Source organism: Streptomyces sp. NPDC005775 (genome assembly GCF_042871565.1).
Taxonomy (GTDB): domain Bacteria; phylum Actinomycetota; class Actinomycetes; order Streptomycetales; family Streptomycetaceae; genus Streptomyces.
Genome location: NZ_JBIAIU010000020.1, coordinates 46,845 through 61,009, shown reverse-complemented (window position 1 = coordinate 61,009; position 14,165 = coordinate 46,845). Strand labels below are relative to the sequence as shown.

12 protein-coding genes and 1 pseudogene are annotated in these 14,165 nt (G+C 72.5%); 5 read left to right on the top strand and 8 right to left on the bottom strand.

From position 1 onward, the window contains the following. Positions 1-111 precede the first annotated feature (111 nt). Both ACFYPA_RS34070 and ACFYPA_RS34065 read left to right on the top strand, forming a co-directional pair. Positions 112-1,938: an ABC transporter ATP-binding protein gene (locus tag ACFYPA_RS34070; protein ID WP_389136298.1), complete on the top strand. Its 1,827-nt coding sequence runs from the start codon at positions 112-114 to the stop codon at positions 1,936-1,938. Beyond that, positions 1,935-3,803 (top strand): ABC transporter ATP-binding protein, encoded by a 1,869-nt coding sequence (locus ACFYPA_RS34065; RefSeq protein ID WP_359319427.1) that lies wholly within the window; start codon positions 1,935-1,937, stop codon positions 3,801-3,803. Before ACFYPA_RS34070 ends, ACFYPA_RS34065 begins: the two co-directional genes overlap by 4 nt. A gap of 101 nt (positions 3,804-3,904) precedes the next feature. Here ACFYPA_RS34065 and ACFYPA_RS34060 read toward each other — a convergent pair whose 3' ends face one another. Both ACFYPA_RS34060 and ACFYPA_RS34055 read right to left on the bottom strand, forming a co-directional pair. Next, on the bottom strand, positions 3,905-4,510 hold the full coding sequence (locus ACFYPA_RS34060; protein WP_359085463.1) for a response regulator transcription factor: 606 nt from the start codon (positions 4,508-4,510) through the stop codon (positions 3,905-3,907). Positions 4,511-5,014: 504 nt separating this feature from the next. Next, a complete protein-coding gene (locus tag ACFYPA_RS34055) occupies positions 5,015-5,566 on the bottom strand; it encodes a DoxX family membrane protein (RefSeq protein WP_359319429.1) in 552 nt (183 codons plus the stop codon). A 264-nt stretch (positions 5,567-5,830) separates the two neighbouring features. On the opposite strand from ACFYPA_RS34055, the gene ACFYPA_RS34050 reads away from it, so the two are divergent. Both ACFYPA_RS34050 and ACFYPA_RS34045 read left to right on the top strand, forming a co-directional pair. Beyond that, positions 5,831-6,724: a phosphatidylinositol-specific phospholipase C gene (locus tag ACFYPA_RS34050; RefSeq protein WP_359085465.1), complete on the top strand. Its 894-nt coding sequence runs from the start codon at positions 5,831-5,833 to the stop codon at positions 6,722-6,724. A 47-nt stretch (positions 6,725-6,771) separates the two neighbouring features. Beyond that, a pseudogene (locus ACFYPA_RS34045) lies at positions 6,772-7,007 on the top strand (VOC family protein); the annotation flags it as partial. Between the two features lie 48 nt (positions 7,008-7,055). Here the strand turns inward: ACFYPA_RS34045 and ACFYPA_RS34040 are convergent. Then, a complete protein-coding gene (locus ACFYPA_RS34040) occupies positions 7,056-7,853 on the bottom strand; it encodes an alpha/beta fold hydrolase (protein WP_389136295.1) in 798 nt (265 codons plus the stop codon). An 88-nt stretch (positions 7,854-7,941) separates the two neighbouring features. Here ACFYPA_RS34040 and ACFYPA_RS34035 point away from each other — a divergent pair, with 88 nt between their 5' ends. Then, entirely contained in the window at positions 7,942-8,517 is a 576-nt protein-coding gene (locus ACFYPA_RS34035) for a TetR/AcrR family transcriptional regulator (protein ID WP_389136292.1), read from the top strand. Positions 8,518-8,528: 11 nt separating this feature from the next. Here ACFYPA_RS34035 and ACFYPA_RS34030 read toward each other — a convergent pair whose 3' ends face one another. The 5 genes from ACFYPA_RS34030 to ACFYPA_RS34010 form a co-directional block, all read right to left on the bottom strand. Continuing rightward, positions 8,529-9,935 (bottom strand): sensor histidine kinase, encoded by a 1,407-nt coding sequence (locus ACFYPA_RS34030; protein WP_389136290.1) that lies wholly within the window; start codon positions 9,933-9,935, stop codon positions 8,529-8,531. Continuing rightward, on the bottom strand, positions 9,932-10,660 hold the full coding sequence (locus ACFYPA_RS34025; RefSeq protein WP_359085469.1) for a response regulator transcription factor: 729 nt from the start codon (positions 10,658-10,660) through the stop codon (positions 9,932-9,934). The genes ACFYPA_RS34030 and ACFYPA_RS34025 overlap by 4 nt, the downstream gene beginning before the upstream one ends. A gap of 102 nt (positions 10,661-10,762) precedes the next feature. Beyond that, on the bottom strand, positions 10,763-11,917 hold the full coding sequence (locus ACFYPA_RS34020; RefSeq protein WP_389136288.1) for a S1C family serine protease: 1,155 nt from the start codon (positions 11,915-11,917) through the stop codon (positions 10,763-10,765). 93 nt (positions 11,918-12,010) lie between these two features. Next, positions 12,011-13,060 carry a LacI family DNA-binding transcriptional regulator gene (locus tag ACFYPA_RS34015; RefSeq protein WP_359085471.1) on the bottom strand — a complete coding sequence of 350 codons (1,050 nt, stop codon included), beginning with the start codon at positions 13,058-13,060 and terminating at the stop codon, positions 12,011-12,013. Positions 13,061-13,084: 24 nt separating this feature from the next. Next, the gene (locus ACFYPA_RS34010; RefSeq protein WP_359085472.1) at positions 13,085-13,888 is read right to left on the bottom strand and encodes a response regulator transcription factor; all 804 of its coding nucleotides are present in this window, start codon (positions 13,886-13,888) and stop codon (positions 13,085-13,087) included. Between the last annotated feature and the right edge of the window lie 277 nt (positions 13,889-14,165).

Here is a 14,165-nt window from a genome sequence, read left to right as displayed (position 1 = left end):
GCAAGGCACCGACCGGCGACTACGTCACAGGCCGGCCCCGGGCGGCATCTCCGCCCGGGGCCGGCCGCACGCACATCCGCAGGTGGTACGGCCCACGGAAGGGACTCAGGCGTGAACAGCAGTGCCGACCGGCCGTCGACGGGCGGCACACCGAGCGAGGGCCCGGCCGCTTCCGGAGGGCTGCCGCGCAAGCTGGCCCGCCGCCGCCCCCTCACGCTCACCACCGTCCTCCTGTGCTCCGTCGGCGCGGCCCTCGCCGCCGTCGCACTGCCGGCCGTGCTCGGCAGCGCCGTGGACAGCGTCACCGAGGACGCGGCCGTGCCCTGGCCGTCGCTCAGGCTCGCCATGGCGCTCACCGCCGCCGAAGTCCTCCTGGACGCAGCCGTCGCGCTCCTGGGCGGTAGCACGACCGCCGGGCTGGCCGCGTGGCTGCGCGGCGCCACCGTGGACCGTCTCCTGCGGGCCGAACCCCGCCGCGGAGAGGCCTTCGCACCCGGAGACCTCGCCACCCGTCTCACCGCCAACGCCGCCGACGCCGCCGCCGCACCGGTCACCCTGGCGGGCTCCGTCGCCGGCCTGCTGCTCCCCGCGGGCGGGCTGATCGGCCTCCTCCTCGTCGACCCGTGGACCGCGGCCGCGCTCCTCGTCGGTGCTCCCGCGCTCCTCGTACTCCTGCGGACCTTCGCCCGGCACACCGCCGACACCACCGCCGACTACCAGCGTGCCCAGGCCGATCTGGCCACCCGGCTCACCGAAGCCCTGGAGGGCGCCGCGACCATCAGGGCGGCACACACCGGTGCCCGTGAACACGCCAGGATCCTCGAACCGCTCACCGCCCTCGACGTCCACGGCCGCCGCACCTGGCAGGTCTTCGGGCGGGCCACCGGCCACAGCGCCGTACTCCTTCCCCTGCTCACCCTCCTCGTGCTCGCCGTGGCGGGCCTGCGGCTCGCCGCCGGAGCCATCAGCGTCGGAGACCTGGTGGCCGTGTCCCGTTACGCCGTGCTCGCCGTCGGCGTCGGATCCCTGACCGGCGCCCTGGGCGCGCTGTCGCGGAGCCACGCCGCCGCCCGCCGGATCGATCCACTCCTCGCCCTCCCCGCGATGCCGAACCGTTCGGGTGCACTGCCCTCCGGTGGGCCGGGCACGCTGGAACTGCGTGACGTGGACGTCACCCGCGACGGCAGGCACCTGCTGCGCAAGGTGAACCTCACGTTGCCGGGCGGGTCATCGACGGCGGTGGTCGGCCTGTCCGGCTCGGGCAAGTCCGTGCTCGCCGCCGTGGCCGGCCGCCTCACGGACCCCGACGCGGGCACCGTCACGCTGGACGGGACCTCCCTGGCAGCGGTCGAAGCCACGGCGCTGCGCCGGGACATCAGCTACGCCTTCGCACGGCCGGCCCTGCTGGGCACGACGGTCCAGGACACGATCGCCTTCGGCGTGAGCCGCCCCTCCGCGGAGCGGATCCGCTCCGCGGCCCGGTCCGCATCGGCGCACGGCTTCATCAGTCTGCTGCCGCTGGGCTACGAGACCCCGCTCAGTGAGGCGCCACTGTCCGGCGGCGAGCGGCAACGGCTGGGCCTCGCCCGCGCGTTCGCCCATTGCGGACGTCTTCTCGTGCTGGACGACGCGACCTCCAGCCTCGACACCGTGACCGAACGCGAGGTGCAGCGGGCCCTGGCCGACCGCGCCGGCTCCCGTACGAGAGTGATCGTCGCGCACCGGCTGTCCTCGGCCGTCGACGCCGACCGGGTCGTCTGGCTCGAGGACGGCGCGGTTCGCGCGGTGGGCCCGCACAGCGACCTGTGGGGCGACCCCTCCTACCGTGCGGTCTTCGCCGCCCAGCCGCCGGAGCAGCCACCGTGCGACGCCCCGGACGAGACCGAGCCCGCACATCCCGGCGAACCGCAGCAGTCTGCGCAGGAGGACACCCGATGACGGTGGAGCCGCCCCGGGTCACCGCGGCCGCGACCGGCCGCCCCCAGCCACCCGGGGCGGCGTCCGCGCGGTCCGGGTCCGAGCCCGGCACACCGGCCCGCCGTGCGCGGGGCGGGGCCCTCGGACGGGTCGTACGCGAAGGTGCGCGGTTCCTGCGCGCCCGCATCCCGGTCCTGCTGCGGCTGGGCGGCTGGTCGTTGCTGGAGTTCGCCCAGACCTTCCTGAGCGGTTACGGGGTGGCCCGCGCCCTCGACCAGGGATTTCTGGCCGGTCACCCGTCCACCGGACTGCTGTGGCTGGCAGTGGCGGCCCTCGCCGTCCTGCCGACCGGAATCGCGACACGGAGGGTGTTCGCCCGGCTGGCCGATCTCGTGGAACCGTTCCGTGACGGGCTGGTGCGACGCGCGGTCGCCCGTGCCCTGACCACCGCCGTGAGCGGCCCGGCGGGCACCACAGCCGGCCCCGTCTCCCAAGTCACCCATCAGAGCGAGATCGCCCGCGACAGTTGGGCCGGGCTCGTGCTGACCCTGCGCTCCTTCGTGTTCACCGCGGCCGGAGCGCTGGCCGGACTCGCGGCACTGGCCCCCGGACTGCTCCTGGTCGTCCTCCCTCCGCTCGCCCTCGGACTGGCGCTGTTCCTTGCGACACTCGCCCCGATGGCGGCAGCCCAACGCGCCTACCTGGGCGCCGACGAGGACTTCGCCGCGCATGCGGGACAGACCGCGTCCGCTCTCCGCGACATCGCGGCGGCCGGTGCGGCGGACCGTGTCGCCGCCCACACCCGGATGCTCGCCGAACAGCAGGCGGACGCGGCCCGCTCACTGGCCCGCTGGGCCGCCGTGCGTGTCCTCGCCCTCGCCGTCTGCGGCCGGGTCCCCCCGCTCCTCCTGCTGATCGCCGCGCCATGGCTCATGCACCGAGGCCTCACCGGGGGAGCGCTGGTGGGCGCACTGACGTATCTGACCCAGGCCCTGGCCCCGGCGGTGCACGCGCTCATGAGCATGCTGGGCACGGCCGGGGGCCGACTCGTGGTGGTGCTCGACCGCTTCACCGACCCCGTGAAACCGCCCGCCGAGCCCGCACCCGCACCCGCACCCGCCGTTCCGGCCTCGCGGACCCGGGCAGCGTCGGCGCCGCCGTCTCCCCGTCCCGCCACCGACGTCGTCGAACTGCGCGCCGTGAGCTTCGCCTACGGCCCGTCGGCCCAACCCGTGCTGGACCGCCTGGACCTCGTGATCAGGGCGGGGGACCGGCTCGCGGTGGTGGGGCCGAGCGGCAGCGGGAAGTCGACCCTCGCGGCTGTTCTCGCCGGGGTCGTGCCCCCCACGCGGGGCGAGGTCCGGTGGTACGGCCGCCCCACGTCTGCCGTGGACCCCAGGAGCGTGCGCACGCTCCTCCCGCAACAGGCGTACGTGTTCAGCGCGTCGCTGCGCGACAACCTGCGCTATCTGCGCCCCGACGCACCCGAGCGCGACATCACCGCCGCCGTGGCCGCACTCGGCCTGGAGCCCCTGGCCGAACGGCTCGGTGGTCTCGACACGCGGGTCGAGCCCACCCGGCTCACGCTCGGCGAACGCCAACTGGTCGCCCTGGGGCGGGCCCACGTGGCCACCGCCCCGCTGCTCGTCCTGGACGAGGCGACCAGCCACCTCGATCCGACGGTGGAGGCACGGGCGGAGACGGCGCTCGCTGCCCGTGCCGACACCCTGGTCGTCATCGCCCATCGCCTGTCGTCGGCCCGGCGCGCCGACCGGATCCTGGTGGTGGACGGTCCCCGGACCCTGCTCGGTACCTCGGCAGAACTGCTCAGGAGTTCCGCCCTCTACCGCGATCTGGCGGGCTCATGGGGCCCGGATCCGGTCTGAGGCGCTGTTCCCGCCCGCCCGACCGTGCAGAACAGTGTGTGTATGCCAGACATCGCGGGCCGGCGGCGATCGTGCCTTCCCACCTCACGGGGAAACACGCCCTAGAGCCAGCCGAGCTGACTGGAAAGCCGTATGGCGTCCTGTCGGTTGCGGGCCCCCGTCTTGCGGATGGCGGCGGCCAGATAGTTGCGTACGGTTCCGCAGGTCAGGTGGAGGGCGCCCGCTATCGTGGTCACGGACTCGCCTTCCGCGGCGAGCGAGAGCACACTCAGCTCACGCGCCGATAAGGGCACCTCCGCCGCCTGTAACAGGCCGAAGGCGAGGGATTCGTCGATGTGCCGGCCCCCGTCGGCCACTTTGTGCAGGACTTCAGCCAAGTTCTTCGGGGGCTCGTACTTGTCGATGTACCCACGAGCACCCGCGTTGAACGCTCTGCGGAGCCCGCCCGGCCGGTCCCCCCTGGCCAGGACGATCAGTGCCCCGCCGTGGTCGGTGGACTTCCGTACGGAATCCACTTCGGTCAGCACTTCGACGGAGTCCGGACAGTCGAGATCGGTCATGAACAAGTCCGGGCACGACTGTTCCACAGCGGCGCGCACGCCGCCCTTGTCCGCTGTCCGTACGCGGAGTTCGGCGTCGGTGCTGAGCAGGCTGGCCAGGGAAGTCCGCCACAGGGGAACTGCGTGTACCAACAGAAGCGTCGTCATGAGCGGGTGCCTCGGTTCTGGTGTCGGTGTGGGGGCAGTGTGCGTGAACTGTGTCCAGTTCATCGCAGGGAGCCGACGGACTGGTCATGAACTGGCTCATTCCCGCATTCCGTGGAAGCGACGGGGGCGTGCGAGAGCACGGGAGAGATGGCTGATGCGCCCGCATGTGCCCTTCGTCTGCCCTGAATGCGCCGCTGCCCCTGAGGACGGAGTGCATGTCGGAAGAAGGGCGGACTTCGGCTCGGAGCCGGACGGGTCCGCGTCGGCCGGCAGGGCGATGCCGTATCCGACGGGCGGTGCCCGCCCGCCGAGGGCGGGCCCGCACCGGCGACGCGCATGGGGTACGCGCAGGCGGAAGCCGTGCGCGGAGTGTGTGAAGGGAGCGGAAGCGGCGCGGCAGGGGCCCCCGGACGGGCTGAAGCCATGCCGCTGACGTGCTTCGGTGGAAAGGGAGCGGCGCCACAGCGGGTTCGCGGTGGAGCAGCAGCCGGTGCGCTGAGGCGTTCAGGCGTGGGGAAGCCGGTCTCGTACGGACGCGGTCGCCGCGTGCAGACTGTCCGCCGCGCCGGCGACGGCACCGCTCACCTCGCGCGCGGCGCGGCGTGCGCCGCGCCGGCCACCGGCGGCCGCGCCGCGGGTGCGGTAGGCCAGTGAGGGCTTTCCGTGGGTATCGGCCGCGGCGATCAGCAGCCCGCCGAGCAACGACATGTCCGACGCGAACCTGACGCGCCGACGTGCCCGCTCGTCCTGATCCTCCGCCCTCCACCAGGCGTGTTCCCAGAGCGCTGTGGGGACGAGGGTGGCGGCGAGAACCAGGGCGGACGACCGCGGGAAGCGCCCGGTCGCGAGCAACGCGCCCGCCCCGATCTGAACAGCGCTGTTCATACGGACGAGACGTGCCGGGTCCCGCGACAGCCCGGGAAGGCGGTCTGCGACCGGTAGGGCGAGCCAGGTGGCGTCCGGTGCCGCGGCATGGGGGGCTCGCAGGGCGCGGAGGCCGCCGGAGACGAAGGCGGAGGCGAGGAGCGGGCGTGCTGCTGTCCTGAGGATGGCCATGATGAGCGCGTGCCCCGCCTGCCGACCGCGTACGCCTGGGCACGGGGAGTACCCCGGTGCGGTGGCCGGGGTGTGCTTCTCGGCGGCGCGAAGAGGGCTGGTTCGGCGACCTGGTAGCGGTGGCCGATGTCGGGCTCCGAGAAATCCGGGTCGGGCGGGCTGCGCGGTCCCGGCGCCGCCGACTCCCGTCGCGCCGTTCCCTGAATGACGTGTACGGGACATAATCCGGAGGCTGACCCCACGCGGCCCCCGGAGGCGTTACGTATGAGCCCGTACACCACGAACCGCAGACACTTCCTGGCCGGAGCGCTGGCCGTGTCCGCCACCGCTCTCGTCGGGGCGGCGCCCGCCCGGGCCGCCACCCGGCAGGCCCTCACCGTGCAGGACTGGATGCGCGGCATCGCGGACTCCACCGCGCTCCAGCGGCTCACCGTCCCCGGCTCGCACGACTCCGGCGCCCGCTACGGCGGCCCCTGGACCGAGTGTCAGAACACCACGATCACGGAGCAGCTGAACAGCGGTCTGCGTTTTCTCGACGTACGGTGCCGGATCACCGGTGACTCGTTCGCGATCCACCACGGTGCCTCGTACCAGAACCTCATGTTCGGCGACGTGCTCGGCGCCTGTAGGGACTTCCTCGCCCAGCGACCCACGGAGACCGTGCTGATGCGGGTCAAGCAGGAGTACTCGGAGGAGAGCGACGCCGCGTTCCGCCGGATCTTCGACCTGTACCTCGACACCAAGGGCTGGCGCCCGCTGTTCCACATCGACTCCGCGCTGCCGACGCTGGGCGGGGCGCGCGGCAAGGTGGTGCTGCTCGCCGACAACGGGGGCCTGCCCGGGGTGCGGTACGCCGATCCGGGGCTCTTCGACATCCAGGACGACTACATGGCGGAGCCGTTCGCCAAGTACCCGAAGATCGAGAACCAGTTCCGCAGGGCGGCCGAGCAGCCGGGCAAGCTCTTCATGAACTACGTGAGCACCGCCGCCCTGCTGCCGCCCCGTTGGAACGCGGACCGGCTCAACCCCCAGGTCCACTCCTTCCTCGACTCCTCGCAGGCGGCCGGCTGGACCGGGCTCGGCATCGTCCCGCTGGACTTCCCGGCCACCCGGTCGGGGCTGGTGGAGTCGCTGATCCGGCACAACCCGACGGCCTGAGCCGCCGCTCCGCCGGTGCGGTGTCTCGCCGGGGGCCGGGCTGTGCGCCGATCACGTTCGCGCTGCGCGAGGTCGTTCCCGGCACCGATCTCGCATCCGTCACTCAGCCCGGCATCGGTGCCGCGATCTGGCTCCACGCCCCCGAAGTCCAGGCCATTCACGATGCCCTCGTCGCCGACGGTCGCACCATCGTCTCCGCCCCGGTCGACGGCCCCTTCGGTCGGACGTTCACCTTCGCCGACCCCGACGGCTACCAGGTCACCCCCCCCATGACCGCGCCTGATCGGCCCTACGCCACCGATCCCCGCGGCTCGCGTCCGAGCGGGGCTGTTCACAGGGTCGCCAGGAACTCCCGTACCGCCTGCGCGAACCCCTTCGGGTCCTGGAGTTGGACGAAGTGATCCGTCTCCAGCGTGACGAGCGACGTGCGCGGGCGCAGTGACGCCATCGCCGCGGCCTGCTCGGCGGGGAGTGCCTGGCTGGTGCGGCCGTTGATCACCAGTGCGGGGCAGTCGCTCGCCAGCCACTGGGCCCAGTGGTCGCCGTGCACCTGCCGCTCGGAGTCGAGCGTGTCCCGCGGGTGGAAGGGCAGCCGCCAGCCGTCGTCGTCCGGCAGGGGCCGAAGGAGGGGTGCCACCATCGGGCCCACCGGGCCGCAGGCGGCGATCAGTTCCTCCCGGGTGGGGGCGGTGTACGGGAAGCCTGCGAGAAAGGCCAGCGGGCCGGGGTCCTGGTGCGGGAGGTCCACCGGTGCGTCGGTGTTGACGAGGGCCGCGACCGAGGCCGGCCGGGTCGCGGCGAGGTGCAGCGCGTTGATCCCGCCGAGGGAGTGCCCGAGAGCGACGACCGGGCCGGTGCCGAGGTGGTCGAGCAGGGCAATCAGGTCCAGGACGTAGCCCTCGCGGCTGTAGTCGTCCGCCCGGTCGGAGTCGCCGTGGCCGCGCTGGTCGGGGGCGATGACCCGCCATTCCGGGCCGAGCTCGACGGCCAGGTCGTCGAAGGACGCGCCCTCGGAGAGGTGGCCGTGCAGGGCGAGGAGCGAACGGCCGGTGGTGGGACCGTGGTCGAGGTAGGAGAGGCGGCGGCCGCCGATGGTCAGTTCGCGGCGGAGCGCGGGTCGCTGAGTCATGACAGCGACTGTACGCGTGTGTAGATCGCCCGCGCAATACGTTTGTATAGGGCGGTTGCCCAATTAGTGGAGCCGTACCATCCCGGACATGGGAAACCGCGAGGATCTGCTGGCCGGGGCGAGGCACTGCCTGGAGGAGAAGGGCTACCTCCGCACCACCGTGCGCGACATCGCCACCGCCTCCCGCGTCTCGATGGCGGCGATCGGCTATCACTTCGGCTCCCGCGAGGCGCTGCTCAACCAGGCGCTGTTCGCGGCCATCGACGAGTGGGGTCAGGAGTTCGGTGCGGACGTCGGGGTGGGAGGGGGCTCGGCCGCCGAGCGGTACACGGAGATGTGGACGCGGGAGATCACCTCGTACCGCACCGACCGCTGGCTCTGGATCGCCTCGGTGGAGGCCTTCGTGCACGCCCAGAGCTCCCCCGACCTGCTGGCCCTCCTGGCCGCCGGTCAGCGCGAGGGCCGTCGGGGGGTCGCGGCGCAGCTGACCGGGGCGCCGGAGGCGGAGGTCGCCGAGACGGACGTGCGGGGGCTCGGCTCGGTGCAGCTCGCCCTCATGAGCGGCGTGATGATCCAGTGGCTGACCGACCCGGAGGCGGCCCCGGACGCCGCCGAGATCGCGGCGGGGCTGCGCGCCCTGGCAGGGAGGCTGGAGGGGGCGTAGGGCACCCGCCCCTACCCCCGCGGCCGCTCCGGCGGCGGCTGAGGTGCCCCCGGGAGGCGGATCACGGCTTCCGTGCCGCCGCCCGGCGCCGGGCGCAGGTCGATTTCGCCGCCGGCCTGCTGGACCGTGCGCGCCACGATCGACAGGCCGAGGCCCGAGCCGGGGAGCTGGCGGGCGGAGGGGGAGCGCCAGAAGCGTTCGAAGACGTGGGGGAGTTCATCGGCGGGGATGCCGGGGCCGTGGTCCCGTACCGTCAGTTCGCCGCGGTGCAGGTTCACGTCGATCGTGCCGCCCGGCGGGCTGAACTTCACCGCGTTGTCCAGGACGTTGACGACCGCCCGCTGCAGGGCCGCCGATTCGGCGCGTACGTACCAGGGGGCCAGCTCCGCCGTGATGGTCAGCTCCGGGCCGCGCAGTCGGGCGCGGTCCAGGGCGGTGCGGGCGATGTGGTGGAGCGCGACCACCTGGAGGGGGCCGGGGTCCGCCGCGTCCGGGCGGGCGAGTTCCTGGAGGTCGCCGATGAGTGAGGCCAGCTCCGTCATCTGCGCCTTCACCGAAGTCATCAGTGCCTTGCGGTCGTCCGGGGGGATGGCCCTGCCCGTCTCGTCGCTGCGGGCGAGGAGTTCCACGTTGGTGCGCAGCGAGGTGAGAGGGGTGCGCAGCTCGTGGCCGGCGTCCGCGATGAGCTGCGCCTGGCGGTCCCGCGACGTGGCCAGGGAAGCCGTCATCGAGTTGAAGGACCGGGACAGGCGCGCGATCTCGTCCTCGCCCTCCACCGGGATGCGGACCGTGAGGTCCTCGGTACGGGCGACGTGCTCGACGGCCTCGGTGAGCTCGTCGACGGGGCGCAGGCCGGAGCGGGCGATCCAGAGCCCGGCGGCGCCGGCGCCGAGAACGCCGATGCCGGAGACGAGGAGGAGGACCCAGGCGAGGGTGGAGAGGGGCTTGTCGATCTCGCTCAGGGGGCGGGCGATGGAGACGGCAAGATCGGTGGGCCCCTTCACCGGTGCGGTGTAGACGCGCATCCTCACACCGTCCGCGTCGGTCGCCGAATGCAGCACGCTGGAGCGTTGGTGATTGACCACCGCGAGGTCAGTCCCGCTCACCGGGAGTTCCGAGGACTCGGGGGCGAGACAGACCGTTCCCTGGGCGTCGATGAGCTGGACGGTGAGGCCGGAGTAGGGGCGGGGCGGGGCCTGGGCGGCACCCCGGCAATAGGTGTACAGGCTGGTCAGATAGCGGTCGTCGACGTTGGAACTGCGCAGCGTCGTGTCCAGCTGGCGTGCCAGCTGCGCCTTCGTCACGAACCAGCACGAGGCTGCCACCGCGGCCACCGCCACCGCCACCGCGGTCGCGACCAGCAGCGCCAGCCGGGAGCGCAGGGGCAGGGCGCGGATCCGCTGGAGCGGGCCCGTCATCCCTCGCCCCCGCCCGAGCGCAGCGCGTACCCCACACCGCGGACCGTGTGGACCAGGCGCGGTTCGCCGCCCGCCTCGGTCTTGCGGCGCAGGTACATCACGTACACGTCCAACGAGTTGGAGCTCGGCTCGAAGTCGAAGCCCCACACGGCCTTGAGGATCTGCTCACGGGTCAGTACCTGGCGCGGGTGGGCCAGGAACATCTCCAGCAGGGTGAACTCGGTACGGGTCAGCTCCACGTGGCGGGTGCCGCGCATGACCTCGCGGGTCGCCAGGTCCATGCGCAGGTCGGCGAAGGCCAGCACGTTGTCGTCGGGCACGGGGCCCGCCGCGGCCGCGTACGAACTGCGGCGCAGCAGGGCCCGGATGCGGGCGAAGAGCTCGTCCAGCTCGAAGGGCTTGACCAGGTAGTCGTCCGCGCCCGCGTCGAGCCCGGTGACGCGGTCGCCGACGGTGTCGCGGGCGGTGAGCATCAGGATGGGGGTGGTGGTGCCCGTGGCCCGGATGCGGCGGGCGGCGGTCAGCCCGTCCATCCGCGGCATCTGGATGTCGAGGACGATGAGGTCGGGGTCGTACGTCTCCGCCTTCGTGAGGGCGTCGAGGCCGTCGACGGCGACCTCGGTGCCGTACCCCTCGAAGGCGAGGCTGCGCTGCAGGGCCTCGCGCACGGCGGGCTCGTCGTCGACGATCAGGATGCGCTGCGGATCGTCTTCGGCGGGGCTCATCGCTGCTTCGTCCTCTTCTCGTTCCGTACGGGCCGGCGCGCCGCAGGTTTCTCAGCCTCGCACGGCCGTGGTGCGGCGTCGCGTGGCACGGCCGGACAGGACCTAGGAGCTGTCGCCGGCCCGCAGGGTGTCGAGGTCGGCATTGAGGGTGTTCACCGGGATGGCGAAGCCGAGGCCGACGCTGCCCGCACTGGAGCTGCCGGAGCCGCTGGCGGAGCTCGCGGAGTACATGGCGGAGTTGATGCCGATGATCTCGCCGTTCATGTTGATCAGCGCGCCGCCGGAGTTGCCCGGGTTCAGCGAGGCGTCGGTCTGGATGGCCTTGTACGTGGTGGTGGAGTCACCCGTGTCGCCGTTGAACTGCTGCCCGCCGAACTCGAACGGCCACTGCTGTCCGCCGCCCTGCCCGCCCTGACCCTGCCCCTGGCCGCTGCCGCTGCCGCTGCCGCTGTCGCCGTCCTTGGCGACCGTGACATCGCGGTCGAGCGCGGACACGATGCCGCTGGTGACCGTGCCGGTGAGGCCCTCCGGCGAGCCGATCGCGACGACCTGGTCGCCGACGGCGACCTGGGAGGAGTCGCCGAGCGTGGCCGTCTTCAGGCCGCTCGCGCCCTGGAGCTTGATCAGCGCGAGGTCCTTGTCGGGATCGGTGCCCAGGACCTCGGCGGTGTACTTCTTGCCGGTGCTCAGCGTGACCTCGATGGACGTGGCGTCGGCGATGACGTGGTTGTTGGTGACGATCTCGCCGTCCGACGTGATGACCACGCCGGAACCGGTGGACTGCCCCGCGGTCGATGTCGCGCCGATCTCGACGATCGTCGGCGCGAGGGCCGCGGCGACGCCGGAGACGGTGCCCTTGCTGCTCTGCGAGACGGTGGTGCCGGGCACGACGCTGCCGGCCGTGCCGTTGGTGCCGTTGTCGGTGAGCTGCCCGATCACGGTGGCGGTGCCGCCGCCGACGATCGAGGCGGCGATGGCCACCGCTGCGAGGAGCGCGACCGGCCGGCGGACCCGGCGACGGGAGGGAGCCGGCTCGGGCGCGGCCTGCGGCAGCCCGTGGAGGCCCCCGCCGCCGTGGCCCGCACCGCCGCCGGCGTACCCGTCGGCCGTGCCGGGGGCGGGCCACACGGTGGTGCCGGAACCCATGGCGACCGGCTGGACGGGCTGGTATGACGGCGGCGGCGGGTAGGCCGCGTCGCCGTTGCCGTACGAGGGGTACATCGGGTACTCGCCGCTCGGGCGCTGGCTCTCAGTCATGTCTACGAGAGTGTCCAGCGAACATGAGAGGAGCGTGAGTACGCCCTGAGAAGCCCGGCAGAAGCTCGTATGCCCGATATAAAGGCCGGGCCCTCAGGCGAGCACCCGGGCCGTAGGGGGCTCCCCGCAGCCGCACGAGCGCCGGACCACCAGCGCCGAGGGGAACTGCTTCAGCCGCTCCCGCCGCGAGCCCGAGACCCGCAGCGAGTCGTCCAGCACCAGGTCGACCGCGGCCCGCGCCATCGCCGGACGGTCGGAGAAGACCGTCGTCAGCGGCGGATCCGTCAGACCGGCTTCCTTCACGTCGTCAAAACCCGCCACCGCGAGCTCACCGGGCACATCGATCCGCAGCTCGCGCGCGGCCCGCAGCACCCCGATGGCCTGGTCGTCCGTCGTACAGAAGATCGCCGGGGGACGGTCGGGGCCCGCGAGGAGCCCCAGGGCCACCTGATAGGCGTCGTAACGGTTGTACGGGGCCTGGAACAGCCGGCCCTCGGTCGAGCGGCCCGACTCGTGCATCGCCCGGCGCCAGCCCTCGACGTGGTCGGCGACCGGGTCGCCGACCGCCGGGGTCGACTCCATGCCGCCGAGGCACGCCACGTACGCGTTGCCATGCTCCAGGAGGTGGCGGGTGGCGAGCTGGGCGCCGCCGACGTCGTCCGTGACGACCGCGACGTCGTCGATCGCCTCGGGCCGCTCGTGCAGCAGCACGACCCGGGCGTCCCACGCCTCTATCTCCGCCGCCGCGCGCTCGCTGGGGCCCTGGCTGACCAGGATCAGGCCGGAGACCCGCATGCCGAGGAAGGCCCGCAGATAGTGGACCTCGCGCTCGTCGCGGTAGTCCGAGTTGCCGACCAGCACCATTTTTCCGCGCTCGGCCGCGGCCTGTTCGACCGCGTGCGCCATCTCCGCGAAGAACGGCTGCCGCGCGTCCGGCACGATCATCCCTATGAGATCGGTCCGCCGCGAGGCCATCGCCTGGGCGACCCGGTCGGGCCGGTAGCCCAGCTCCTTGATCGCGGCGAGTACCCGCTCGCGCGTGGCCGGGGCGACCGGCCGGGGTCCGTTGTTGATGACGTAACTGACCACTGCGGTCGACGTCCCCGCCAGTCTCGCCACATCGTCCCGCGTCACCTTGGCCACGCGCGGCAGTCTACGCGGATGGAACTACTTCACGGCAGGCCGGACCGGGGCTTCTTCCGTGACCTCGGCTACCTTCGGCTGCTCCGAACGGGTGAGGGTTTCGGCGGTCGCCTTCGCGGCCGCCGCCTTGGCCTCCTCGGCGGCGGCACGCTCCACCTTCTCCGGTGCGACGAAGCGGTAGCCGACGTTGCGGACGGTGCCGATCAGCGACTCGTGCTCGGGCCCGAGCTTGGCGCGCAGCCGCCGTACGTGGACGTCGACCGTCCGCGTACCGCCGAAGTAGTCGTAGCCCCAGACCTCCTGGAGCAGCTGGGCCCGGGTGAAGACCCGGCCCGGGTGCTGCGCCAGGTACTTGAGCAGTTCGAATTCCTTGAAGGTCAGGTCCAGGACCCGGCCCTTGAGTTTCGCGCTGTACGTCGCCTCGTCCACCGAGAGATCACCGTTGCGGATCTCCATCGGGGAGTCGTCGGCGGTGATCTGCTGCCGGCCGGTGGCCAGCCGCAGCCGCGCCTCGACCTCGGCGGGGCCCGCCGTGTCGAGCAGGACGTCGTCGATGCCCCAGTCCGCGGTGACGGCCGCGAGGCCGCCCTCCGTCACGACGAGGATCAGCGGACAGCCCGGTCCGGTGGACCGCAGCAGCTGACAGAGCGAACGGACCTGGGGAAGATCGCGGCGTCCGTCGATGAGGATCACGTCGGCACCGGGGGTGTCGACCAGAGCGGGGCCTTCGGCGGGAGCCACCCGCACGCTGTGCAGCAGGAGGCCGAGGGCGGGGAGCACCTCCGTCGACGGTTGGAGGGCATTCGTCAGGAGCAGCAGTGAACTCATCGCCGCCCACCTGCCTGGGTCGTCGGTCGATGATCGTGCACGGTTGGCTCGCCCATTACGTCGGTCCTCCTCGTTCCCTGCGAGAGGGGCACTCCCGGGTCGGACCCGGGGGAGTATGCGGCACTGCTTCGTACGCTTATTCGTGCTTGTCCGTACGACGTTTCGTCATACGGGTCCTACGGGTGCGGCCCGCGCCCGGGACCGCTGAGCTTGTCGAAACGTCGCCGTAACAACGCTCGGAAAGCACAAAAGGACCCGGGGGCTGCATTGCCCGGAT

Excerpts from the sequence above, each read along its gene's own strand:
- ACFYPA_RS34055 (WP_359319429.1), bottom strand. The coding sequence starts at position 5,566 with ATGGCCATCCTCAGGACAGCAGCACGCCCGCTCCTCGCCTCCGCCTTC.
- ACFYPA_RS34025 (WP_359085469.1), bottom strand. The coding sequence starts at position 10,660 with ATGAGCCCCGCCGAAGACGATCCGCAGCGCATCCTGATCGTCGACGAC.
- ACFYPA_RS34010 (WP_359085472.1), bottom strand. The coding sequence starts at position 13,888 with ATGAGTTCACTGCTGCTCCTGACGAATGCCCTCCAACCGTCGACGGAG.
- ACFYPA_RS34035 (WP_389136292.1), top strand. The coding sequence starts at position 7,942 with ATGGGAAACCGCGAGGATCTGCTGGCCGGGGCGAGGCACTGCCTGGAG.
- ACFYPA_RS34060 (WP_359085463.1), bottom strand. The coding sequence starts at position 4,510 with ATGACGACGCTTCTGTTGGTACACGCAGTTCCCCTGTGGCGGACTTCC.
- ACFYPA_RS34050 (WP_359085465.1), top strand. The coding sequence starts at position 5,831 with ATGAGCCCGTACACCACGAACCGCAGACACTTCCTGGCCGGAGCGCTG.
- ACFYPA_RS34030 (WP_389136290.1), bottom strand. The coding sequence starts at position 9,935 with ATGACGGGCCCGCTCCAGCGGATCCGCGCCCTGCCCCTGCGCTCCCGG.
- ACFYPA_RS34040 (WP_389136295.1), bottom strand. The coding sequence starts at position 7,853 with ATGACTCAGCGACCCGCGCTCCGCCGCGAACTGACCATCGGCGGCCGC.
- ACFYPA_RS34065 (WP_359319427.1), top strand. The coding sequence starts at position 1,935 with ATGACGGTGGAGCCGCCCCGGGTCACCGCGGCCGCGACCGGCCGCCCC.
- ACFYPA_RS34020 (WP_389136288.1), bottom strand. The coding sequence starts at position 11,917 with ATGACTGAGAGCCAGCGCCCGAGCGGCGAGTACCCGATGTACCCCTCG.